Annotated in this window: 24 protein-coding genes; 5 read left to right on the top strand and 19 right to left on the bottom strand. The window is 42.6% G+C overall.

The genetic code is table 11. The features are described from left to right. Positions 1-106 precede the first annotated feature (106 nt). The 10 genes from glnA to rpmG form a co-directional block, all read right to left on the bottom strand. The gene (glnA, locus tag LC20001_RS08535; RefSeq protein WP_003677307.1) at positions 107-1447 is read right to left on the bottom strand and encodes a type I glutamate--ammonia ligase; all 1341 of its coding nucleotides are present in this window, start codon (positions 1445-1447) and stop codon (positions 107-109) included. Between the two features lie 52 nt (positions 1448-1499). After that, positions 1500-1901 (bottom strand): MerR family transcriptional regulator, encoded by a 402-nt coding sequence (locus LC20001_RS08540; RefSeq protein WP_010011055.1) that lies wholly within the window; start codon positions 1899-1901, stop codon positions 1500-1502. A gap of 107 nt (positions 1902-2008) precedes the next feature. Continuing rightward, positions 2009-3271, bottom strand: coding sequence for a methionine gamma-lyase family protein (locus LC20001_RS08545; protein WP_010011054.1), 1263 nt, complete (start codon positions 3269-3271; stop codon positions 2009-2011). A 116-nt stretch (positions 3272-3387) separates the two neighbouring features. After that, a complete protein-coding gene (gene miaA / locus LC20001_RS08550) occupies positions 3388-4317 on the bottom strand; it encodes a tRNA (adenosine(37)-N6)-dimethylallyltransferase MiaA (protein WP_010011053.1) in 930 nt (309 codons plus the stop codon). A gap of 87 nt (positions 4318-4404) precedes the next feature. Beyond that, complete coding sequence (locus LC20001_RS08555; RefSeq protein ID WP_010011052.1) at positions 4405-4794, bottom strand: rhodanese-like domain-containing protein; 390 nt, start codon at positions 4792-4794, stop codon at positions 4405-4407. Between the two features lie 30 nt (positions 4795-4824). Then, a complete protein-coding gene (locus LC20001_RS08560) occupies positions 4825-5787 on the bottom strand; it encodes an ROK family glucokinase (protein ID WP_003677314.1) in 963 nt (320 codons plus the stop codon). A gap of 3 nt (positions 5788-5790) precedes the next feature. Continuing rightward, positions 5791-6009 (bottom strand): YqgQ family protein, encoded by a 219-nt coding sequence (locus LC20001_RS08565; RefSeq protein WP_010011049.1) that lies wholly within the window; start codon positions 6007-6009, stop codon positions 5791-5793. Positions 6010-6042: 33 nt separating this feature from the next. Continuing rightward, entirely contained in the window at positions 6043-6714 is a 672-nt protein-coding gene (locus LC20001_RS08570; RefSeq protein WP_003677316.1) for a rhomboid family intramembrane serine protease, read from the bottom strand. Positions 6715-6718: 4 nt separating this feature from the next. Further along, the gene (locus LC20001_RS08575; RefSeq protein WP_056943307.1) at positions 6719-7258 is read right to left on the bottom strand and encodes a 5-formyltetrahydrofolate cyclo-ligase; all 540 of its coding nucleotides are present in this window, start codon (positions 7256-7258) and stop codon (positions 6719-6721) included. A 200-nt stretch (positions 7259-7458) separates the two neighbouring features. Further along, positions 7459-7608 carry a 50S ribosomal protein L33 gene (gene rpmG / locus LC20001_RS08580; RefSeq protein WP_010011044.1) on the bottom strand — a complete coding sequence of 50 codons (150 nt, stop codon included), beginning with the start codon at positions 7606-7608 and terminating at the stop codon, positions 7459-7461. A gap of 415 nt (positions 7609-8023) precedes the next feature. On the opposite strand from rpmG, the gene LC20001_RS08585 reads away from it, so the two are divergent. Together LC20001_RS08585 and LC20001_RS08590 are read left to right on the top strand one after the other, a co-directional pair. Next, positions 8024-8347 (top strand): DMT family transporter, encoded by a 324-nt coding sequence (locus tag LC20001_RS08585; protein ID WP_010011043.1) that lies wholly within the window; start codon positions 8024-8026, stop codon positions 8345-8347. A gap of 117 nt (positions 8348-8464) precedes the next feature. Continuing rightward, the gene (locus LC20001_RS08590) at positions 8465-9091 is read left to right on the top strand and encodes a L,D-transpeptidase (RefSeq protein ID WP_010011042.1); all 627 of its coding nucleotides are present in this window, start codon (positions 8465-8467) and stop codon (positions 9089-9091) included. A gap of 46 nt (positions 9092-9137) precedes the next feature. Here LC20001_RS08590 and LC20001_RS08595 read toward each other — a convergent pair whose 3' ends face one another. Both LC20001_RS08595 and LC20001_RS08600 read right to left on the bottom strand, forming a co-directional pair. Further along, on the bottom strand, positions 9138-10124 hold the full coding sequence (locus LC20001_RS08595; protein ID WP_010011041.1) for a nucleoid-associated protein: 987 nt from the start codon (positions 10122-10124) through the stop codon (positions 9138-9140). A 72-nt stretch (positions 10125-10196) separates the two neighbouring features. After that, entirely contained in the window at positions 10197-12335 is a 2139-nt protein-coding gene (locus tag LC20001_RS08600; protein ID WP_003677324.1) for a peptidoglycan D,D-transpeptidase FtsI family protein, read from the bottom strand. 372 nt (positions 12336-12707) lie between these two features. Here LC20001_RS08600 and LC20001_RS08605 point away from each other — a divergent pair, with 372 nt between their 5' ends. From LC20001_RS08605 to LC20001_RS08615, 3 genes are all read left to right on the top strand, one after another. Beyond that, on the top strand, positions 12708-15350 hold the full coding sequence (locus tag LC20001_RS08605; protein WP_010011040.1) for a YfhO family protein: 2643 nt from the start codon (positions 12708-12710) through the stop codon (positions 15348-15350). A 103-nt stretch (positions 15351-15453) separates the two neighbouring features. After that, positions 15454-16128 (top strand): helix-turn-helix domain-containing protein, encoded by a 675-nt coding sequence (locus tag LC20001_RS08610; RefSeq protein WP_099267143.1) that lies wholly within the window; start codon positions 15454-15456, stop codon positions 16126-16128. Further along, a complete protein-coding gene (locus LC20001_RS08615) occupies positions 16125-17018 on the top strand; it encodes an IS3 family transposase (protein WP_099267144.1) in 894 nt (297 codons plus the stop codon). Before LC20001_RS08610 ends, LC20001_RS08615 begins: the two co-directional genes overlap by 4 nt. A gap of 77 nt (positions 17019-17095) precedes the next feature. On the opposite strand, the gene LC20001_RS08620 is transcribed toward LC20001_RS08615, so the two are convergent. The 7 genes from LC20001_RS08620 to pheT form a co-directional block, all read right to left on the bottom strand. Next, on the bottom strand, positions 17096-17728 hold the full coding sequence (locus LC20001_RS08620; protein WP_010011039.1) for a LuxR C-terminal-related transcriptional regulator: 633 nt from the start codon (positions 17726-17728) through the stop codon (positions 17096-17098). Between the two features lie 53 nt (positions 17729-17781). After that, complete coding sequence (locus tag LC20001_RS08625; RefSeq protein ID WP_003680016.1) at positions 17782-18858, bottom strand: sensor histidine kinase; 1077 nt, start codon at positions 18856-18858, stop codon at positions 17782-17784. Beyond that, complete coding sequence (gene liaF, locus LC20001_RS08630) at positions 18855-19595, bottom strand: cell wall-active antibiotics response protein LiaF (protein WP_010011037.1); 741 nt, start codon at positions 19593-19595, stop codon at positions 18855-18857. The genes LC20001_RS08625 and liaF overlap by 4 nt, the downstream gene beginning before the upstream one ends. Before the next feature lie 408 nt (positions 19596-20003). Further along, positions 20004-20480, bottom strand: coding sequence for a transcription elongation factor GreA (gene greA / locus LC20001_RS08635; RefSeq protein ID WP_003680012.1), 477 nt, complete (start codon positions 20478-20480; stop codon positions 20004-20006). Positions 20481-20618: 138 nt separating this feature from the next. After that, positions 20619-21263: a uridine kinase gene (gene udk / locus LC20001_RS08640; protein ID WP_003680010.1), complete on the bottom strand. Its 645-nt coding sequence runs from the start codon at positions 21261-21263 to the stop codon at positions 20619-20621. Positions 21264-21350: 87 nt separating this feature from the next. Then, entirely contained in the window at positions 21351-22529 is a 1179-nt protein-coding gene (gene mltG, locus LC20001_RS08645) for an endolytic transglycosylase MltG (RefSeq protein ID WP_003680008.1), read from the bottom strand. Between the two features lie 214 nt (positions 22530-22743). Continuing rightward, complete coding sequence (pheT, locus tag LC20001_RS08650) at positions 22744-25158, bottom strand: phenylalanine--tRNA ligase subunit beta (protein WP_010011034.1); 2415 nt, start codon at positions 25156-25158, stop codon at positions 22744-22746. Positions 25159-25166 lie beyond the last annotated feature (8 nt).

Consider the following 25166-nt stretch of genomic DNA (forward strand, 5'->3'; position numbering starts at 1 on the left):
AGCAGGAGTTTGAAGTTATTTGGGTACTTTCAACCTTTAGAACGTTAATCAAAAATGCGTCAAGCAGCTAAATTCAGCTGTTTGGCGCATTTTTGATTACTTATATTTAGTATAATTCTAAGTATTGATCGCGTTCCCATTGTGAAACAACTTGACGATATGAAGCCCATTCTAATCGTTTAGATTCCATAAAGCTTTGGTATAAATGACCGCCTAAAGCCGTCCGCAATACTTCGTCTTTTTGAAGGTCCTTCAAGGCATTATGCAAAGTAGAAGGCAAATCGGTAATGTGATTGGCTTTAAGCTCATCCTCATCCATCCGATAAATATTGCGATCAACCGCTGGCCGTGGTTCAACTTTGTTACGAATACCATCTAAGCCAGCCTCTAACATTGCAGCAACCACCAAATATGGATTAGCCGTTGGATCAACACTACGTAATTCCAACCGGGTCGATAAACCACGTGCTGCCGGAACACGAACTAACGGTGAACGATTTTTACCAGACCAAGCTACATAAACTGGTGCTTCAAAACCAGGTACTAAACGCTTATACGAATTGACCGTTGGGTTGGCAATCGCTGTCAAACCGCGCGCATGGTTCAATAAACCAGCTAAGAAATAATAAGCTTCAGTAGATAATTGCATTTCACCTTTGGCGTCATAGAACGCATTACCTTTGTCATGGAACAAAGACATGTTCATATGCATCCCAGAACCGTTAATACCATCAAGTGGTTTCGGCATGAACGTTGCGTGCAGACCATGCTTACGGGCAACGGTTTTGACAACTAACTTGAAGGTTTGGATATCATCAGCCGCTTCCAACGCATCCGCATATTTAAAGTCAATCTCGTGCTGGCCAGGAGCAACTTCATGGTGACTAGCTTCGACTTCAAAGCCCATGTTTTCCAATTCTAACACGATATCACGACGGCAATTTTCACCAAGATCGACTGGCGCAAAGTCAAAATAGCTACCTTTATCGTTAAGCTGTAAGGTTGGTTCGCCTTTATCATCTAACTTGAATAAGAAGAATTCTGGTTCTGGCCCAATGTTAAAGTCCGTATAGCCAGCGGCCCGCATCTCATCGAGTACACGAATCAAATTATTCCGTGGATCGCCGCTAAATGGTGTACCGTCTGTATTATAGATCCGGCAGATCAAGCGGGCAACCTTACCGTGCTCAGAACCCCAAGGGAAGATCATCCAAGTATTGAGGTCTGGGTATAAATACATATCACTTTCTTCAATGCGGACAAAACCGTCAATTGAAGAACCGTCGAACATCACTTTGTTATCCAGCACTTTGTCCAGTTGATCAACGGGTACTTCCACGTTTTTGATCACACCACTGATATCAGTAAACATCAAACGGAGAAACTGAACGTTTTCATCTTGTGCAATTTTGCGGATCTCATCTTTAGTGTAGTTCTTTCTAGCCATGGTCATCGCTCCTTCAATTTAGTAACCAAATCAATTCACCTGTGTAGTGTCCTTAAAGCAGCTTATGCGTATGAAAAAGTGTTGATGGCCCTTGTTCATCAGTATTGTTTAGCCGCCCCTGTTGCAGTAATTCGTCATGGAAAATCCGGCGAACATCTTCATCAGTTACTGGACGCTTCATGTCAGCTTGTTTCTTTTGCTTTGCCTGCTCTTGCATTTCATAGATATGTTTGATTCCAGCCATATTGATGCCTTCAGCTAAGTAATCTTTGATCTCCAGCAGTACATCAATATCATTTAATGAGTACATTCGGCGATTACCGTCATTGCGTTGTGGCTGAATCAATTCTTGCTCTTCGTAATAACGAATTTGCCGAGCGGTCAGGTCAGTTAATTTCATTACTGTCCCGATTGGAAAAACCGATAATGAACGCCGTAATTCTTTCTCTTTCATAGCGACCCTCCTTTAAAAGACAAATTTATCATAGCAAGCTAGAAAGCGTTTGTCAACAGGATATGTTATGTTTTATAACATATATTTCGCTAATTAACTGACATTTTCTATTTTTCGGCGAAAAAGACGGAATTGGCTGCTGCAGTGATCGCCAATTTAACGTGTTCAAACGTCAACCCACCTTGAATGTACAATGTATACGGTGGCCGCAGTGGCCCATCAGCGGAAAGCTCCACACTGGCGCCCTGTACAAAGGTGCCCGCAGCCATAATGATCGGATCCTCATACCCAGCCATTTCACTTGGAATTGGTGCGACAAAGGCATCGATCGGCGAAAACTGTTGAATCGCTTTCGCAAAAGTAACCATCGCATCCGCATTACCAAAGTTAACGGTTTGGATCAGATCCGTTCGCGGTGCTTGCCAAGTTGGTTGGACGTCTAAATTCAGTTGTGCTAATAAGGCCGCCGTAAAGATTGCACCTTTGATGGCTTCACCAACTACATGGGGTGCTAAAAAGAAGCCTTGAAACATATCGCTTAAATTATTTAACGTGGCTGCTTCTTCAGCGCCAATACCAGGCACGGTCAGGGCATAACCCACTTTTTCAACTAGGTCACGCCGACCAGCAATATAGCCACCCGTTTTAGCCAAACCGCCGCCAGGATTTTTAATCAGTGAGCCGGCCATTAAATCAGCACCAACTGACAACGGTTCTTGTGTTTCCGAAAATTCACCGTAACAGTTGTCGACAAAAATCGTCACTTCTGGTGCTAGTTGCCGCACCGCTTTGATCATTGCCGCAATTTCCGCCACCGTAAAGCTATCACGGCTGGCATAGCCGCGTGAACGCTGGATCGCAACGACTTTGGTTTGTGGCTTCAAATGCGCCGCAATTTGATCAGTAGCCACTTTACCCGCAGCTGTCAACGGTACATAATCAAAACCGATTCCAAATTCTTTTAACGAGCCCACGCCGTCACCGGCAACGCCAATGACCTCTTGTAACGTATCATAAGGCATCCCCGTCAAATATAATAGTTCATCACCAGGCCGTAACAAGCCAAAGAAGGCCGTTCCGATCGCATGGGTACCAGAAACAAACTGCGGCCGTACAATTGCAGCCTCGCCACCAAAAGCTTGCGCATAGACCGCATCGAGCTGATCACGGCCTTCATCGTCATAACCATAACCAGTTGTACCCGCAAAACTTGCAGTCGCTACCCGCTGATCACGAAATGCACGCAAAACTTTGTGTTGATTATATAGTACTCGTGCACTGATTTTAGCCAATTCTGGTTGAATTTGTTGATCAACTTGCGTGACCAATGCTGCTAATTTAGGATCAATTTGTTGCCAATTTTCTTCCATGATGATCTTCCTCTACTCCACAATAAGTGGTTAATTTTTCGTACCAAAAATTTCTGGTGCTATCGACGATACTATTTTGATCACTACAATCTTACCTATCAAAAACACGGCTTTGTCTATGGCGCCAAAAAATCAGCGACATCTGTTTTAATTTGCTCAAACTGTTCCGGCTGTGCAACTAAATCGTACCAGTGCGTGGCCATCTGATTACGGAAAAAGGTCAACTGTCGTTTGGCAAAATGACGTGAATTCTGTTGTACCTTGGCGACAGCGGTTGCTAAGTCGATCTCCCCAGCAAAATATGGGAAAAATTCCTTATAGCCGATTGCTTTACTCGCTTGTGGTGCTTGTTGGCGTTGACTGTAAACTAACTTAGCCTCTGTCAATAACCCTTCAGCCATCATTTGCGTTACCCGCTGATCGATTCGCCGATAAAGTTGTTGCCGTTGCGTCGTTAAGCCAATAATAAACGGCTCATAGCGTTCATTTTGCTGATCGGTTTGCGCTGAGATCGGCTTACCCGTCAGCTCAAATACTTCCAACGCGCGGATCAAACGGCGACTATCACCGGCTGGAATTTTGCGTGCACTAATGGGATCTACTTGCATTAACGCTGCTTGTACGGCTGCAACCCCTTTGTCAGCCACAACTTGTTGCCATTTATCACGAATTGCTTGGCTAGCCGCACTAGCTGCACCCCCAAGTTGATAACCGCGTAACAGCGACTGCAAATAAAAGCCAGTCCCGCCAACGACAAATGGCTGATGGCCGCGTTGGGTAATCTCGGTAATGGCTTGATCGGCCAAGTTTTGAAAATCAGCCACCGTAAATGGCATGGTCATTGACTGAATATCCAATAAATGATGGGGCACGCCCTGCATTTCAGTTGGTCGAATCTTAGCCGTACCAATATCCAACTGGCGATAAACCTGCATTGAATCACCAGATATAACTTCGCCCTTAAATTGATGCGCTAGTTCAATGCTCAAAGCAGTCTTGCCCACTGCAGTCGGTCCTACGATCAAAATAATTTTTTGCTTTTTCATCTATCAAACCGCCCTTCAACTACTTAACGTCAATTCATAGAAAAAAGGTTGACCACAATCTTTTGATTGAGCCAACCTTTTAGCTTGCTATTTGCGCTTCGTCTTGCCGTTCCATTCCTGAAAGCCGCGTTTCAACCAGAAAATCTTTTGATAGCCTTTGCGGTGTAATTGAATGGCAGCCCGCGTACTTAGCGTGCGGCCCTGATCATACAAATAAACAGGTAGGTCAGGCCGGATCTCGCTGTAACGTTGTTTTAACTGTGAATAAGGTAAATTACGCGCCCCTAAAATGTGGCCAGAATCAAAATACTTACTTTCACGTAAATCAATGATCTGCGCTTTACGCATTCCGGCGTTAAATTCTTCTTCGCTCAGTTCCGTTCCTACTCTTTTGCGTTGCACCATAAAATAGACTTGTTGCCCCACTATATAGAGTAATACAACGATAACAAAGATTTCTAAAATCAGATTCAACATGACCAACTAACCTCCCAATAAACGAACCGACTAGACAAACTCTAAGGCTAACGAAGCTGCACCAATGACGCCAGCAACATTACCCAATTCAGCTAATTTAAGCTTAGTTGTCTCACGAACTTGTGGGAAGGTATATTCATCAAAGTAAGCCTGTACTTGGTCTAACAAGAACGTACCAGCGGCTGAAACACCACCACCGATAACGATAAATGCTGGATTCAAAGTATTGCCGACATTACCTAAAGCGATACCTAAATACTTAGCTACTTTGTCAACGACCATTTTAGCCAACGGATCGCCTTGCTTAGCTAAATCAAACGTGATTTTAGAAGAAATTTCGTTACCATCATCTAAGATCTGTTTCAATTGTGAAGTACCAGCATACTCTTCCGCCATATCGCGGGCTACGCGGACAACACCAGTTGCTGAAGCAACGGTTTCTAAGCAGCCATGCTTGCCACAAGTACAAAGGTAACCCTTTGGATCAACTGTAATATGACCAATTTCACCAGCAGAACCGGCTGTTCCGTGTAGCAAGTGACCATCAGCGATGATCCCGCCACCGACACCAGTACCTAGTGTTACGAAAGCCACGTTATCATCGTTTTCGCCAGCACCCTTCCAACGTTCACCTAAAGCCGCAACGTTGGCATCATTATCGATAGCAAACTCGATACCTGTACCGGCTTCGATTTCTTTCTTAGCTTGCTGTAAAGTCTTCCAGTTCAAGTTATAAGCCCCGATAACTGTGCCTAACTTACGATCAACCGTACCAGGTGAACCCATACCGATACCAGCAAATTGGTCTGCCGTCATATCATATAACTTCATATGATGATTGATTGATTCGATGATATCAGGGATGATATGTGCCCCTTCATCCAAAACATTCGTATCAATACTCCAACGTTGCTGAATGTCGCCTTCTACAGTTAGAATGGCAAATTTAGTGGTCGTGCCGCCTAAATCGACACCGATCAATTTTTTATCCATGACTCACATGCCTCCAGTTTGTTTTTCATGACGTTCTTCAATTCGATGCTCGTGCTCGAGTACCATTTTCGCACGCAGGTACGTGTCATGATCGACGACGGCTGCTTCGTACAAATGATCTAATTCGATTGCCATCAATTCAATATCCCATAGCCGTTTTCCGACGTACACGTAAATATTGTATTTCTTCAGCAATTGTTGAACATCATATAATGTTTTCATTTCGCAATAACCTCACAATTATACCGTGAAAGTTCAGTTAGTAAAACCCATATAGAGAAAAATTCCGCTAGCTAACACTAAAATTATTAAAGTAATGATTCGCCGCAAGACAGAAACACTACGTATTCGCGGAACACCGACAATATTAGCTACTAAAAAACCGCCTAATAGACCACCAACGTGTCCAGCTAAGTCAATTCCCGGATTAAATAGATCAAAAGCTAAATTTAATACAATGAACAGCGCAAACTGCTGGCCCATTGCCCGAATCGCGGTATTTTGGCGAAAGGCCTCTACTAGCATGAAGAAAGCCCCAAATAAGCCAAACAGCGCCGTACTGGCACCAACTGAGATCCCCATATTAAACACAAAACTAGCAATATTGCCAACGATTCCGCTTAATAAATAAATCAGCGTAAAGCGCCAATGACCGAATAGCGATTCAATCTGCATACCGATAAAATACAAGGTTACTGAATTAACCGCGATATGCATCAAACCACTGTGCAAAAAGATCGGCATAATCAAGCGCCACCACTGACCTTGCTGAATCAAAATGTTGACCTTAGCGCCAAAGAAAACCAATACGTTACTATTTTGACTACCACCAAACAAGGTCATTACTAAGAATAACAGAATCTGTAAACCTAGAAAAAAGTACATCATATAGGGTTCGTCGCGCCATTGTCTTAATTTTCGTTGCATCTTATCACCTACTTACCGTAATGACTTGATCAATTCTGATATCAAACGGTTCTACCGGCCAGTCTGCCACTGGGTAAAATTGCGGACTTAACGCCAAACCAAGCGTGGTTTGTGGATGCTGTGCTAAGAAACGATCATAGTAGCCACCACCAAAGCCTAAGCGTTGCCCTTTACCGGTAAACGCTAAGCCCGGAACAATCAATAGATCAAATTTCGTTTGCACTAAATCAGCTTGATAAGCAGGTTCACACAAGCCAAACTTGCTTTTTATTAAACGAGTCGTTTTTGTATAAGGTAAAAAAGCAAGTTGCCGTTGAGGCATTACCTTAGGCACATACACGTTCTTACCAGCCGTCCAAGCCGCAGCAATCAACGGTTGTGAGTTGACCTCAATGGCCTGACTGATCGTCAACGCCACTGATTTTGCCTGTTGCCACTGCGGTAGCGCAAACAATTGTTGGTATAATTGCTGCTCCTCCACAGTTTTAGTTGGCAATGTTGCAAGTTGTTTGATCAGTGCCTGTCGTAGGGCCGCTTTATCCATTGAATCACTCCCCTATATAGAATGATCGTTTATCAGTTAAAATACTAACAAATGTTGCTATCACAGACACTAATTACTATTCCTAAAAAAATAAGCTCGGGGATTAGCCCGAACTTACTTACACGTTGATCACTACTCGGTGAGTAATGGTGGCCGTGCACACATTTACCCAGATACGCTAAGTAAACGCGCAATCGGTATTACTTAGTTTCGCGATGTAACGTAACTTTCCGTTCGTTTGGGCAATATTTATTTAATTCCAACCGATCAGGATTGTTACGACGATTCTTGCTAGTTAAGTAGTTGCGATGATGACAATCTGTGCATTCCATCGTAATGTTGACACGCATATTGAAATCCTCCCTGATATTTATATTTTTTTCGACCTTCGTCTCAAACGAGTATTAGTTTATCATTTTTTACTAACGCTGGCTAGTCCTTTTGACAAATAATGTAAAGTTAATTTACTTTACAGCCAAAATAGCCGTGATTTGAGCTGGTAAGATCCAATTTTACCAGAAATTGCCTCTTTCAGCCACTAGATTGTTTGGTTAGCCGAATATTTAGCGCTAATTGGTTGTACCAAAATTCAAAGTGATTTAGTATCATAAGTAGAGCGTTGGTTCTAGCAAAAATTGTTGGCACCAAAATCATCCACTACTGTGGCGTAATGCCATACCTTTGTTGTGCCTGGTTGCGGTCATTAAAATGGCGGCGCTCGGAACATCAAAATTATCCACTATATGGAGTAGAGAAGGCATATTTATGACAGGCTATATTTATTTAGGCATCGCAATCGTTGGTGAATTGATTGGAACAAACTTATTGAAAGTGTCGGCAGGTTTTAGCCACCTTTTGCCAACCATCGGAACCTTATTCGCCTATGGCTTATGTTTTTTCTTTCTATCTCTGTCGATCAAAACAGTGCCCCTTAATTTAGCCTACGCAAGTTGGGCTGGCCTAGGATTGATCTTAACTACATTGATCTCAATCTATCTGTGGCATGAACCATTAAATATGATCGGTGTTGTCGGTTTAATTTTGATCGTACTAGGCGTTATTTTATTGGACGGTTTTGGTACCGCCTAATTGTTATTTTTGCAATCAAATTGAAATATTAAGTTTATGCCGCATCTTTGCGTTCGCTATTGTAGTCAGGTATGATAGTTCTAAAGTTAAGAATTAGTTTATTGGAGCGATTAATTCATGAAGCGATTCATAAAAATGCAACAATTAGCGATCATTGTCGTGTTAGCCGTTATTTTACTGGGGTTAAGTTACCACCATATTGTTAGTGCCAAGCAAACCATGGCACCGCAAGTGACTTCGACCACTAAGTCTAAGCCGAAATCCACTCAAAAAGCGACCACCCAAAAGGCAACAGTACAGAAAAAAACGATTGATTGGCGCGCCCCATCAGAAAAGAAAGCTTATCCCGATTTAAAGCAGCATCCCCACGTTTGGTTGGACGTTTCTCAGGGCAAACAACGGGTTTACGTTAAAGACGGTAATACTGTACTTTACACCATGTATGCTTCAACTGGGATGAACAACACAACACCAAACGGTACTTTTACCATTGAAGCAGAGCGGGGCAAAAGTTTTTTTAATAAAAGCTTAAATGAAGGGGCTAATTATTGGACCTCTTGGTCGGGTCACGGGGTTTATCTTTTCCATAGTGTCCCCACTGATGCCGCTGGTAATTACAATGTGACTGAAGCTGAAAAGTTGGGGCACAAGGCCTCCCACGGCTGTGTCCGTTTAACGATTGCTGACGCGCAGTGGATCAATACCTATATCCCCTATGGCACTAAAGTTGTCGTTCATAATTAAAACAAAATAAAGACACCGGCAGTGATTGTCGGTGTCTTTATTTCACTTAAAATTTATTCTGGATCGTATTAATATTTTTCAATAAAACTGAGATCGTCCCATCAGGATTATTAACAAATTCAATTAAGTCCCGGTTTTGATAAATATCAACCGGCACGATCAATTCAATACCGTTATCTAACTTGAACTTTTGTTTGCTGACTTTGGCCTCAAATTTATGGGTCAAATCAGCCTTTTGACGCGGTACTTGCGCTTGCGTCACCTGCTGATCAAATTCTTGTTTAGCCGCTGGATTTTCTTTAAAAACTTGGTCACTGACGTAATCAACGTCCAGTGTGTTAGTTTCGTTCAAACTTTCATAAACGGCTTGCTTTAAATTAGCCGTGGTTTCAACCGGATCCTGATTATACTTTTCTGCCACCGTATTAACCGCTTGTCTAACCTGCTTGACGCTAGAAGTCAAAGTTGGTTCCGCCGTTACCATTAAAAAGTCGCTAGCCACATAAGGCCGCTTCTCACCATCAATTTGGTAAGCCTTATCAGCCAAAAAGTATTGGCCACTGGCTTGATCGATAATAACCCCTTCAGTAATTGCCTGACCCACTGCCGGCAAGACTGCCTGATTAAGTACAATCTGATTAGCCACCGCTTGCTCAGTATAATTTAAATAGTGAATGAAATCTTGCCGCTGATTTAGTTTTAAAACAGCAACATAGTCACGCTCGTTTTCCGTCAATTGTGCGATCAATAAGTCCCCACTTACAATATCACTTTGTGGTAGAACAAAGTTAAAGAAGCGTTGCGCTAATTGCTGACTAACTGGAACAAAATCACTGAGCTGCTGACATAACTGCAGAATTGGGTTGTCTGCTGGCAATGTTCCATTTTGGTTATCCCGCCGTAAAAAACGGGTACAGAGTTGTTCAATATACTGATTGATGCCCGCTTCACTTAAATCTAGTACCTGCTCAGAGTAATAAGCGGTTGCGGTTGCTGGATCAACAATGTGTAAAATAGCTTGATTAATTTGCATTTAATTATACCTCAATTTCTTACAAAGTGAATAAAGTCGCAGCCAACTTCGATCGCTGGCTGCGACTTTATTTTAGTTAGTCGTACTTGTGGTTGTTGTCGTACTCGTTCCACTTGATGTTTTTTGCCCAGTGTTCTTAAAGTAATTACTAAACATTTCCTGAGCTACTTGCGTATTATAGTGCGAGCTATCCGCATTGGTAGAGATGTTAGGGAAGACCACCGCAACCGCAATTTGTGGATCGTCCGCCGGTGCATAGCCCACGAAACTAGACGTTAATGTTGATGGTGGATTGGCATTATTCGGGTTATCTGAATCATAATAGAAGGTTTCAGCGGTCCCAGTTTTACCAGCAATCGCTGGTGTAAAGCCCTTCAACGTATGTGCAGTCCCCCAAGCCATACTACCATGTGTAACGTTATAGAAGCCCTCTTTGACTACATTGATCTCGTCTTGTGTTGCACCAATCTTATTCAATACAGTTGGTGTGGTCGTTGATTCAACATTACCTAAAGTGCCATCACTATTGGTACTACGAATAGCTTGAACCAAGTACGGCTTCATTCGATACCCATTATTGGCAATCGTGGAAACATATTGGCCTAACTGCATGACTGTATATTGATCATAGTTCCCGTAAGACAGATCCAAAGATTTAACAATATCCGTAGTTGGACCAGCATACCCACTGACTTCACCAGGAAGATCGACCCCAGTTTTAATGCCTAAACCAAATTGATTAAAGTAGCCGCGCTCCTTAGCAAAAATTGATTTGTTCATGCTGAAGTATTGGTTGGCTTCGTATTTAGCGTTGCCTTCCTTCATTGCCAGTCGCATCATGTAAATATTAGAGGATACTTCCAACGCTTGAGCGGCATTTAGCGAACTATACGTACCAGCAGAATAAACCGCCTTTTTCACTAAACCACCAGAGAAATATAGCGGTGTATCCGAAAGTGTATTATCAGCCGGTGTGATCGCACCATCCATCATCCCACCAAGAACTGTGGCCCCTTTGACCACTGATCCCATGGTAAAGGTCTGATTAACAACACCAAGTGCATCATCAGTCGTTTCTCCAGTTTTCGGATCATAGCCCAAGCCGGCCATCGCCAAAATCGCGCCCGTCTTAGGATTCATCGCCACCGCATACGCGCCATCAGAATATTGGGTCATTCCGGCCGATTTGGCCGAACTGAATACACTTTTCAAGGTGGCCTCAACTTGTTTCTGATAATTCGAATCGATGGTTAAGACTAAATTACCACCCTTTTTACCAGCATAAAGTTTTTTACTGCTGACCACTTTATTATTGGCATCCATGGTGACCTGAGTTTGCGCTTTGGTCCCTTTAAGAATATTTTCGTATTGTTCTTCCAAATAACTAGTGCCGACACGATCATTACGCGAATAACCTTGGGCTAGATACTCATTGATCATATCGCTAGGCAAACCGGATTTCTCGGACGAAACGCCACCAAAAATACTCCGCATTGAATCGCCATTGGGGTAGGAACGTTCCCAATCCGAAGCAATGTTGACCCCAGGCAACTCAGTTAAATGCTCACTGACCTTGGCTACCTCAGCTTCAGTTACATCCGAGTTTTTAATGTAAACCGTTGATAACTGATAAGCACCACTCATTGTTTTAAAGATTTGCGCTGCCTGACGTTGCTTATCAGTAAATTTCAGGTCTTTTGCCGGGACAGCAGCCATTTCACGCTTATACAACACCTTTTGATCAACTTCATTGCCGTTAGCATCATACTTTTGACTACGGGGCAAATTATTGTAGATTCGTTTTAAATTCTGCGCATTAGCTAAATAATAATCCGCCTTATCCCGATGGGTTAGTCGATCAACATCAACACTGATAAAGCCACTTAAACGATTGGCAATTTTATAAATATCTGTTGATAAAACATTCGCATCCTTGGTGTAACTAATCGCATTATTTGCTTTATTACCGACCATGACCCGCCCATTGGCATCGTAGATCATCCCCCGCGGTACCGTATTGGTTACCGTCGTTTTATCAGTTCGCTCGACCTCGGCTTCAAATTTAGAACCATAAAGGATCTGCAAATAACCTAATTGGGCGATCAATGCCGCAAATAAAATAAAAACAATGAATAACAAAAAATTCAGTCGAAACGGAATGCTCGACTGATTTTTAGCTGGTCGATTAGATTTTTTTCGCAAAAATTTCACTGCCGATTTCTCCTCTATCTTAACTATTAAGGCTTACTTTTGTTGGCACAAAAGTTGTACTATTACGGTCGCTGTGACTTTGGCTTACCGATCACAAAAAACTAGGCACGACTTCATTAGTATGAATCACTTCCATAATATCAAAAACCATTATTTATGTATTGCTTTATAATCAGACTGTGGCATAACTCTTATTAATACTAGCATATCGCCTACCGATTTTAAAGCGAGCAAAAACTAAGATTCATTTAATTATCACCGCTTAATTTTATAAACTCCGCTTAAAAATAGCGAAAAAACTTGCAGCCGGCAACGGGTTCACTTATGCTTTTAACCATAGAAGAAATTGTTGAGGTGGAAAGATTGACACGAATGATTCGCTTTATTAAACGGCATTATCCACTATTACTTAGTTTCTGGATTCCCTTTCTATTAATGGGTGGCTATTTTGCCGCCCGCCAGATGTTTCCTTTTGGTCATAGTAGCCTGCTAACGGTTGACTTAGGCCAACAATATATTGATTTTTTTGCGTTCTATCGTGATACGTTGCTACATCATCCCAGTCAGATCTTGTATTCTTTTAGCAAGGCGATCGGTGGTGATATGCTTGGCGTTTGGGCTTACTATCTGTTCAGCCCCTTTAATTTATTACTACTGCTGACCCCAGGCAAATGGTTGACCGCTGGTATCATGTTAATGACTTTAATGAAGTATGGCTGCGCTGGGTTGAGTTTTGCTTGGTTGCTGAAGAAAACTAAAACCGCCAGTGGCTTATATATTCCAGCTTTAGCAACTAGCTATGCCTTAATGGGTTGGATGATCGCTAACCAACTAAACTTGATTTGGCTGGACGCAGTCGTGATCTTGCCATTGATCATTTTAGCAGTCGAACGTTTATTTACCGGCGCTAGCTATATAGGTTATAGTCTGATCTTGGCGGCGGCACTGATCATTAACTATTACATGAGCTATATGATCTGTCTATTCTTAGCCACTTATATTTTATGGGCACTGACCCGCCACTTTAAAAATTGGCGCCAGACTGGGCAGGTTTTGGGAAAATTTGTACTCGGTTCGCTGCTGGGAGCCGCTGCGGCCGCCGTTGTATTGTTACCGACATTTTATTCGTTGACGCAAAGTAAGGCACAGTACACGGTAACTAAGATCAATTGGAAGCTAGAGTACGCTCCGGTTAAAATGTTGTCTAAACTCGTCGTCGGCGCCTTTAATTTCGATCAAATGCCCACTGGTTTTCCCAATTTATTTGTCGGTTCGCTAGTACTGTGCGGGTTCCTACTTTATTTTGGTTTAAAAACAATTCCGTGGCGCGAACGGATCGTTGCCGGACTTGTCACTTTATTTCTAGGACTTTCGCTGTGCTTTGAACCACTTGACTTACTTTGGCACGCGATGCAATTCCCAATTTGGTATCCATACCGGTTTTCATTTGTAGTTTGTTTTTGGCTAGTTTGGCTGGCGGCAATTAGTTTAAATCACCTAACACAACTACGGTTACCAGCAGGCATTGTTCTAACCCTCCTATTTGGTGCCGGCTTGTATTACGTTTGGACAAATTTAAAGCATTTCAATTACTTAAACCAAACGGCTGTCCGCTTAAGTCTATTATTCAGTATCATTGCTTTAGCTTTACTGGTTTTCAAAGCCGCCCCTTCGCCATTAGTTCCATTTACGTTTCTGGCTTTGGTGGTCGTCGAAATGGGTGCTAACGCAATCTTAAGCTTAAATCAAATCAGTTACGTTACACAGTCCGATTACGCTGACTACACGGCTGCTTTAGTCAAAGCAGTCGATAAAGTAAAGCAACGTACTTCGGCCACCGATTTTTACCGGCTAGAAAAGACCTTTATGCGCACCAAAAATGATTCGATGGAAGCTAACTATAATAGTGCGTCGCATTTTAGTTCGACCTTTGAATCGCGGATTCCTAATTTCATGGGTGAACTGGGCCAGCCAGCTGGTGACGGCTTCATCGCCTATTCTAACGGAACTTTGTTTAGCGATGCTTTCTTAGGAATCAAATACTATCTCGCGCGCAACGCTAACTGGATCGAGCCTGCCGAACGGAACAATAATCCGTTACTACCACCACTTACTGACAAGCCTGATCTTAGTTACTACAATCAAGTGGCCCACACTAAACAAGTGACGATCTATAAAAATCCGTACGCATTGAATCTGGGATTTGCCGCTTCAAATAAAATTTTGAAACCACAGACCAATACCAGTTATCCGACGATCTATCAAGCCAATGTATTAAGTGCACTAACTGGCTCAGATCAATATGCAGCACTTTTTACACCACAGCTATTCGCAACGGTCACTTACGCTAACGTGAAGCAACGCAAGGCACCACTGACCCAGACTTACCGGAAGATCAATAAAAAGAAAGCAGCGACGATTACTTATACCTTTACGCCGCAAACGAATGATCCGTATTATCTGACTATCGGCTCTAATCTTAACAGTAAAGCCGTCAGCTTTAGCGTTAACGGTAAAGCTCTGCAACAATATGACACTTTCCGGGATACGGTCATCGTTAATTTAGCCGCCGCCCAAAAAGGCCAGCCCATTAAATTAACGATCACATTGAATCAAAATGAAGTCTGGCTCAAAGATTTCCAACTTTATCACTTTGACACAACTAGCTTTAGTCAAGCCATCCGCCAACTACAAGCCGAGCCGTGGCAATTAACTAAGAATCAAAATATTAACTTAAGTGGACAGATCAACATCACGAAAAGGCATCAAGTAATGATGACGACGATTCCTGCTGCGGCTGGTTGGCGAGCAACGATTGATCAAAAACCAGTTAAAATTAAACGTGCATTGGATACCTTTATTGCCATTCCGTTGACTAAGGGTAGTCATACCGTCAGTCTTAGCTACTGGCCACCTTACTTAACGCTAGGCCTCGTGATCACTGGTGTAACCTTAAGTATTGATGGTTTGTATTATTATTACCGTAAACGCTGTGCCCAACATCGACTGTTCTAAAATTAAAAATGACCGCCAAGACGTGATTGTCTTTGCGATAATCCCTTTATGGTTGTCAGATGAAATACAATAATTCATCTAACAACTATGGAGGGATTTTTGTATGCCCAGATCTAAACATACGGTACTCGAAAAATTAGCAATCTTAAAGGAACTTACCCAATCAAAAACTGGACTACGGCCGGTGGCCAATCGTCATGGCATTGATCACAAGACGCTAGAACGTTGGCGAGATCGATACTCCCGTGATGGAATTAATTGTCTAAAGGAGGCTAAGAAAAACAAACACTATTCGAAAGAACTCAAACTTAAAGTAGTCCACGCATATCTTATAGGTGAAGGCACCTTTGATGAACTTGCAAATAAGTTTGGACTTCGTGGATCGCAGCAAGTCGTAGACTGGGTGAACAAGTATAATGGGGATAAACCTTTGACGGCGTCGCCGTCCAGAAAGCAGGTTCCCACTATGAGTCGTAAAACAACCTTGGAAGAACGCATTGAAATTGTCGAGTATGTCACCAAGCTGAAGCATTCATACACAGAGGCCGCTGAACACTTCCAAGTCTCTTATCAACAAGCACGTTCATGGGTGATCAAGGCCGAACACGGCGGCTATGAGGCACTCGTGGACAACCGTGGCCATCACAAAGAACAAGCTGAACTGACTGAACTCGATAAAGCCAATCTTGAAATCAGGCAGCTCAAAGCACAGCTCGCAGACAAAGAGCTTGTGGAGGCATTCGCAAAAAAATTGCTGGAACTCCAGCGCAGGGGGTGAGTAAACAACATCGACTGTCTTACTTCGCAATTAATGAGGTCAGTCAAGGCAAGCGCGGTGCAGTATCTACGCTGTTGGCCGTTGTCGGTGTAAGCCGGCAGGCTTACTACAAAGGGTTAAATCGAGAAGAAACTGCTTGGGAAACCCGTAATTGTCAGCTCAAGGAACGGACACAATACTGGTTTGATTTTCATCATCAAGGTATCGGTGCTGGGAATCTTTTAGTGAATCTTCAACATGATGAACTAATTGACTTCCCCGTTACTTTCAAGATGGTACGTCGTGTGATGCGGGAGCTTGGCTTGACATGTCAAATTCGGGTCAAGAAGCACAGTCGACATAAGGAGAACGAACAGCACATTCAAGACAATGTGCTCAATCAGAACTTCGACGTCGACAGTCCTAATCAGGTCTGGTTATCCGATTCGACGGAACTGACTTACGGCGTAAATAATAAGTATAAGGTGCGCTTGAGTGGCGTCCTTGATCTCTACGGCCGACGTTTGTTGTCCTACAATTTGAGCGCTACTGAAACATCAGCAGCAGAAATCGAGGTTTTCCAACGAGCCTTTGAGGCTTCTGGTGACGTCCACCCATTGGTTCACACTGATCGAGGATCAGCCTACACCTCTGGTGCCTTCAACAACTTTCTTGGTCGTTACAACGTCACACGTAGCATGTCTCGACCAGGAACACCATACGACAATGCACCAATGGAGCGCTGGTGGAACGAATTCAAGTTACGGTGGATGGCTCGCCATCCACTAGCAAAGACTTGCGAAGAGCTTGTGAGACTGGTTGAGGAAGGAATCGAATATTTCAATCACCACAATCGCTCAGCACAAAGAAACGGCCTCACCCCAGATGAATACTGGAGTGAAGCCGCTTAGAAACAGATTCAACTTTATATTATTTCATTTGTCAACTTGACAGGGCCTAGTGCACTTGGCGGTCATTTTTAATTACTTTATTCAGCTATTTTATGTTTCAATGCATAAATTGCAGCTTGAGTACGATCCTCCACCTGTAACTTCGAAAGAATGTTCGAAACGTGGGTTTTGACGGTTTTCAAGGTAATAAACAGTTCATCAGCAATTTCTTGATTACTTTTACCTTGGGCAATTAACTTAAGTACTTCGGTTTCCCGTTTCGTCAGATCTTCATATAAATTAGGCTCTGGTCGCTGCGTCAAACGATGCATCATTTTGGTCGTCACTTCTGGTTCCAGCACAGACTCGCCTTTGTTTGTTGCCCGAATGGCATCAGCAATTTCGGCAGCCGTTGACGTTTTAAGAATATAGCTTTTAGCACCTGCTTCGATTGCCGGATAAACCTTCTCGTCATCAATAAAGCTGGTTACGATCAAAATTCGCGCTTCCGGCCAAGCGGCCATTATTTTTTTAGTCGATTCAATGCCATCCATCACATCCATGACTAAGTCCATCATGATCACATCTGGCCGCAATTCTAATGCTTTTTCAAAACCGACTTTGCCATTTTCTGCTTCGCCAATAACTTCAATGTCATCTTGAACAGCTAAATAACTGGCAACACCGATCCGCACCATTTCATGATCATCTACCAACAATACTTTTATCAACAAAATCCACTTCCTATTTCAGATTGAAGGTCAACCGCTATTTTGCAATACATTTACACTTGGGGAGCCGTTATTTCTTCGGCACGAATTAACGGAACACGAATTTCTACACTAGTACCTTGATCAGGAAAACTGATGATCTTCGCGGTGCCACCAATACTAGCAGTCCGTTCGCGAATATTATTTAAACCGTAACTGCCGGCGTTATTACTTTTTTGCATATCAAAACCAACGCCATCATCGACTACCTTTAAGACCACCATCTGTTCAACTTGCTTTAAGTATACTTCAAGTGACTTGGCTTGGGAATGACGTAATGTGTTCGATAGCAATTCTTGAACGATCCGAAACAAATTATCTTCCACGCCACTGGAAAGCTGGACGTCACTAATATCCCATTGCATGTTCAATTGGATCTTCGTTTTTAATTCCTTAAGCAGTTGCACGATACCTTGGCGCAACGACTTGCCTTCCAAGCTGATCGGCCGCAAATGTAACAATAATGCCCGCATTTCAGATTGAGCTTCGTTGATAATTTTTTCAACTAATTTAAGTTGTTTATTCAACTGAGCCGCTTTTTCTGGTTTACCCGCAATTTCGTTTAATGCTGAAAGCATCATCATGGCTGCAAATAACTGCTGACTGACTGAATCATGTAATTCACGCGCTAAACGATGCCGCTCTTGAGTCAAGATTTCTTCCTTATTAACACCATCCACTAACTGTGGCCGATCACTATAGGTTTGAATTTCTTGTTGTAAACTGATCATTTTTTGCCGTAGTCGCTCAACACTAGCATCCAAATCAAACGCATTTGCCGTTGGGACGACCGTTTGAAAAACATCCGCCTCATACTGTCCGTTACCCAATAAAGCCAACTTGGATTCGATTCGCCGTAATTGTTGGTGCATCAGCAAATAAAAGATCATCGTGATCGCTGCACCGACCAGCAACGAACCTACGATCAAATAAACGTACAGGGGGATGTACATTAATTGCGCCGTAAATAATGTGATCAACCAATCCGATTGATCAACAGCATAGAAATAAGAGAAAAATAGTGCATTCAGCAAAATAAACGATAACAAACTTGTTATCGCAAATAAAAAGCTCTGTGACCACCTACTCATACAAAGATCACCTCTAAATCACCAATTAATACATTGGTCAGCAGTTTGATCCGCCGTGGATTTTCGTCATAATCTTTGCTATAAAGTTTCAGTGCAGTATTACCCATTTTATATTGTTTATTATTAAACGTCACACTACCAACCAAGGCGGTGTGATCTAACATCACCGCCGTACCGATCGGCACTAAGATACGCGTGCGCCCGATACCCTTACGAATTACGATTGTATTATCAGCTTTCGGTAACAAAGTATTCCCTAGATCAACGATCGTATCACCAGCCGCTAACACAAGATTAATATCATTCCATTCAAAAACATCATTACCGATCGTTTGATTACCGAACCAACTAGTTTGAGCCACATCACCGGCATGCATTTCAGGTTCGCAAGTCTTGACGGCATGGAATGCTTTTTTATGCCACGGTAACCAGCGTAAATGTTTTTCCTGCGCGTGCCAATCATAACCTTGCGTCAGGGCAAAAAAGATTGCAACGATCACCATCAGCCAGATCGTTGGGTTAGTCAACAACGTGATTGCAATCGATAAAATACCGAACAACCCAAAAAAACTAGTTAAAAAGCGCCGCTGCTTGCTTTTAATCGCAATATGCAAGCTTAAACCGCCGAGAACTAAAAAAACCAGCGATGGCACATGGGAGAAAAGTTGCCAGCCCAAAGTGATCAATAAAATAGCTTCAACGATCAAGAAAATACGCCAAGGTCCAAGTCGTCGCAAATTGCACCCTCCTACGCCACATATAGTGGATTATTTTTTGTTTCAAAAAATTTCTGATGTTCCGGACGGTGACCATTCTTGTGGCAAAATTCTGTCGCAAGAAACATGGCCCTACGCCACATATGGTGGATTATTTTTCTCTGCTTATCCGGGCGCATACTACCTACTAGAACAACGGTACTAAAAAGCCCGCCACCTTGGCACCAGAATTTTTTATTTTTATTGTCATTTATGTCGATCTGTTGGAATAAACTTAGTATACACGGAAATGATTATTTTAGCGCTTCGCTTTAGTCGCAAATCCAATCAGTCTTTAGACTGAATTTCAGCTTTTCTCAAAATAAGCAAACAAAAAAACGCGATGTGTGATAGTTGATACCACCGCATCGCGCCCTATTCAAACATCTACTACTTAGTCACTTTAGTGATCTTAACCTGCATGTCGCCACCTGGTGTTGAGATCGTCACTTGATCACCGGTATGTTTGCCGATCAACGCTTTGGCAATTGGGGAATCGTTACTGATTTTGCCAGCAAATGGATCTGATTCGGCTGCACCAACGATCGTATAGCTTTCTTCTTCATCATCGCCAACTTCGACGAACGAAACCGTCTTACCAACAGCGACTTCATCATCAGCGATTGCATTACTGTCAACCACAACTGCATAATGTAATTGATTTTCGATCGACGCAATTTGGCCTTCAAGTAAACTTTGTTCATCCTTAGCTGATTCATACTCAGAATTTTCTGATAAGTCACCAAAACCGCGGGCAATTTTGATACGCTCAACGATTTCAGGCCGTTTATTAACTTTTAGGTCTTCTAATTCTGCTTCAAGTTTTGCTTTACCTTCTGCAGTCATTTGAAATTCTTGTTCTGCCATGCTTTATTCCTCCTAATTATCAGGTACCGGTAACGCAACGGTCCTGAATATTTGTCTGGTGCACTTCCCACAGACAAATTTTTTTACGCCAACAAGCGTACCACGCTACTTTCAACTTGTAAATAACCTAACAGGAAATTATTTACCGCGCTGCATCAAGATTGAACGTACTTTTGTCACTAACAGATCGATCGCCACTTGGTTTTCGCCGCCTTCAGGTACGATCAGATCGGCATACCGCTTAGTTGGCTCCACAAACTGATGATACATTGGTTTGACCGTCGTCAAATACTGTGTGATCACACTTTCTAAAGTACGACCGCGCTCTTTGATATCTCGTTCGATCCGGCGGATAACCCGTACATCATCGTCAGTATCCACGAAGACCTTAATATCCATTAAATCACGCAACCGCGGATCATCTAAAATCAAAACTCCTTCAAGAATGATCACGTCTTTAGGTTCTTGTAGAATAGTTTCGCTGCTACGATTAAATAATTTATAGTCATAAACTGGCTTTTCAATCGATTGATACTGCAATAATTTCTTTAGATCACTGATCAAACGTGGTGTATCAAAAGCCAACGGATGGTCATAGTTGACCGCCTTACGCTGTGCCATAGTCATTTCCGACTGATCATTATAATAAGCATCCTGTTCTAATAATAAAACCGAATTATCCGCAAAATGATCAAAGATCGCATGAGAAACAGTGGTTTTGCCCGAGGCAGTTCCGCCGGTAACCCCAATAACGATCGGCTTAGCTGGTTGTGCTTCCGTCATTATTCATCCTCCAAAAAAGATTAATCTTAAAATTTGCTCTAACTACGTTGCAAAAAACAGCCAAGAATATTCCTGACTGTTTTAAGCCTAATTATTATCGCCGTTTTTAGTCTGAATCCCACTATTGGTAGAAGTATGCTCTTCAAATGTTTGTGAGTAGTAAACTTTACCCGTCTTCAGATCCGCAACAAAGTAGAGATAATCTTGGGCCCGATCCGTCGGGTTCAAGACTGCTTGAATCGAATCCTTACTTGGATTATTAAACGGTCCAGGGCCATAACCTTTATTCTTATACAAGTTATACGGCGATTTAACCGCTAGATCCTTGTTATACAAATGTTTCTTATGCGTATTTAAAGCGTACATCACAGAAATATCTGATTGCAATGGCATCCCAGCATCGATCCGGTTGAAGAAGACCCCGGCGATTTTAGCCCGATCAGTTGAGTTATTACCTTCACGTTCAACCAATGAAGCCAGTGTCAAAACTTTTTGCACGGTGAGATCTTTGGCGTTGATCTGCTTATAGTACGACTGCATGACCAAATCAGTCTTCTCGACCATCGCATTCACTAATTCCTTTAAGCTCATCCCTTGATAATAATCATAGGTTGCGGGATATAAGTAACCTTCTAAGTGGTACCGAACGTCCTTTTGCGCCATTGATGAGCTTAACAACTTCGGATATTTCTTTGCCAATTGCTTCATGTAAGTTTGATCTTTCATTAACTTAAGAAAATCCTGCTTAGAAAAATGTGTGGCTTTAGCCACTGCGGTCCCAACTTGCTCCACCGTTGCCCCTTCTTTGATCAGGACACGATATTGACTTGTTTGGCTCCCGCCGTCAGCCAACTTCTTAGTAACCTCGGCTAACGACATTGACGGTTTCAAATTATAAAAACCGGTTTGAAATTCGGAAAAATTGTGCGATTTAACATAATAGTTAAAGACCATGGCACTTTTGATCACTTTTTCATTGGCCAGAATTGCACCAATCTGCTTATTAGTCGCACCGATCGGAATTTTAACAACTACCGTTTTATTATTATCTTTATCGTAAGGCTGTAGTGATGAATGGACGTAGTTAAAGCCCAATAAACCAATAATCACCACTAATAATACCAAAATACCAACGATCCAATAAACGATTTTATCGACAACTTTTTTTTCAGCCACGCGTTCCTCCGCTAATTGTTCAGCGTCAGATTCGAGTTGCTGTTTATCTTTGCTTTGATGGTCAGGCTGATTCCCGCTACGTTTAGCCAAAGCAAAACCTCCCTTATTTACTAATACAAGCCTGATAAGTTGCTGGCTGTGCTTTCCGCGCAAACAAACTTGCCCGACATTTTTGTACAATGCCTTAAACATTATACAAAAAAATCTAGTTAAATGCACCTGTCCATCGTGAAATTAATAAAATCGTTAAATTTAGCGTGTGCTGGAAACTACCACCACATTAGCAATTACTACTAAGCTCCGCTTAACGAATTGTTGCATCATGTTCGTCTTGCAAGGCACTGACGACTTTGGCAAAAGCATCATTAACTTGATCATCGGTCAGTGTATCAGCCGGATTCTGATAAGTCAATGTGTAGGCCAATGACTTCTTGCCGGCTTCAATATGATGTCCAGCGTAAACATCAAATAGCTGAACCTTAGTCAAATAAGCCCCACCATGTGCTTGGATTGTCGCTTCTAGTGCTGCATTAGTCGTCGTTTCATTAACAACTAGCGCAACGTCACGGGTAATTGCTGGATAACGTGGGACTGGCTGGTAAACAACGGCTTGGCTATCTAAACCTAGTAATTGTTCTAAATCTAATTGGAAGACGTACGTGGCCGGTAAACGATATTGTTTAGCCACTCGTGGATGAATTTGACCTAAGAAACCAACGATTTGACTGCCAACCAAAATATCAGCCGTCCGTCCTGGATGCATATCTGAATGGCGTGCCGTGGCCACAAATTCTGGCCCTTCATTTAAATTAAATTCTGCTAATTCAGCTTCAACGATCCCTTTTAATTGATAAAAATCAATTGGTTGCGCGGTTTGATTCCACGCTGCCGTTTGCCAATCACCGGTGATCGCTCCAGCCAAATACTCCAACTCGTGTGGGCGTACAGTGGTAGCATGTTGCTTCAAGAACACACGACCTTGTTCGTATAACGCGACATTTTGTTGTTTGCGTGCAGCATTATAAGCTAAATTGTCCAACAAACCACTGACCAAGTTCATTCGCAATGTCGCGTGGTCAACCGTCATCGGCCAATCCACACTAGTCGGTTCACTATTAGTCAACCGGAACGCAGCCGCTTTATCGGCGGTGGTTAACGCATAACTTAAGGCCTGACTTAACCCATTAGCTTCCAATTTACTTTCCAACCGGCGGATCAATTGCTGCCGTGGCGTTAATAAACCAGGAGTTGACGCACTAGCCGTCAAAGTTTCTGGCAAACGATCATAGCCATAAAGACGGGCAACTTCCTCGATCAAATCTGCTTCGATAGCAATATCCCAACGCCGAGCTGGAACACTAACCGTAAATTTACCGTCAGCTTCAGTGACCCCAAAACCGAGACGTACAAAAATTGCTTGCACTTCAGCAGTGCTGATTGTTGTTCCTAACACTTGATTGATTCGCTGGGTCGATACATTAACCACTGTCTCCTTTGGTTCTAAAACCGTCGGCGATACGCGGCCGGCTAAAACAGTCGCATCAGCTAATTCAGCCATCAAGTTTGCAGCTTCATCTAGCGCTGCTAACACAGCCCCAGTGTTGACACCTTTTTCAAAACGCGAAGAAGCTTCACTACGTAAATTAAAACGCTGCGCCGTTTTACGGATGTGCGTTGGTTCAAAAACAGCGGCTTCTAAGATCACGGTTTTAGTTTCAGTGGTAATCTCAGACTCTAAGCCACCCATGACCCCAGCTAAGTTCAATACATCAGCGCCATTGGTGATCACGATGTCATCCGTGGTCAAATCATGGTCATTACCATCTAGTGTTGTCAATGATTCGTCAGCTTGCGCCCGCCGCACTTCGATCGTTTGCCCACCAATTTTGGCGTAATCAAAAGCGTGTAGTGGCTGCCCATAATCGATCATGATCAAATTGGTAATATCAACTACGTTATTGATTGGCCGAATACCAGCATTCCATAATCGTCGTTGTAACCACAATGGGCTAGGTTTGATCGTCACATTTTCGATCACCCGTAGATTGTAACTAGGTGCATCAGTTGGATCAGCAACCTTCGCTTGTAAAACTGAACTAGCTTGCTTTTCACTTTCCTTTAAGTCAACCGCAGGAAAATGGACTGGTTCATCATAAATAGCCGCAACTTCATAGGCAACCCCGCGCATGCTTAAAGCATCAGCCCGATTAGGCGTGATCTCCAAGTCTAAAATAGCGTCGTCCATACCCAAGTAAGCATAAACTGGCTGACCAACTTCAGCATCAGCGGGTAAAACGTAGATACCATCCGCGTACGCCTGTGGTGTCACATCATCGCTGAAACCAATTTCCTGTAAGGCACAGATCATACCGTTAGAAATTTCACCACGTAATTTACCTTTTTTAATTTTTTCATTGTTGGCGATTCGTGAACCAGGTAAGGCAACGATCACTTTTTGACCAGCAGCCACGTTAGGCGCACCACAAACGATCTGTACCGTTTCTTCTGGACTGATCTGAACTTGACACAACTGTAAATGATCAGAATCTGGATGTGGCTTAGTTGATTCAACATAACCAACCACAATTTTTTTCAAACCAGCATCAGGATGAATCACACCATCAACTTCGATCCCAGTTAAGGTGACTTTATTAGCCAGCTCTTCCGCCGACATATTTAGATCAACATATTCTTTTAACCAATTATATGAAATTTTCATGAGGAGCA

This window comes from Loigolactobacillus coryniformis subsp. coryniformis KCTC 3167 = DSM 20001 (genome assembly GCF_002706425.1).
Taxonomy (GTDB): domain Bacteria; phylum Bacillota; class Bacilli; order Lactobacillales; family Lactobacillaceae; genus Loigolactobacillus; species Loigolactobacillus coryniformis.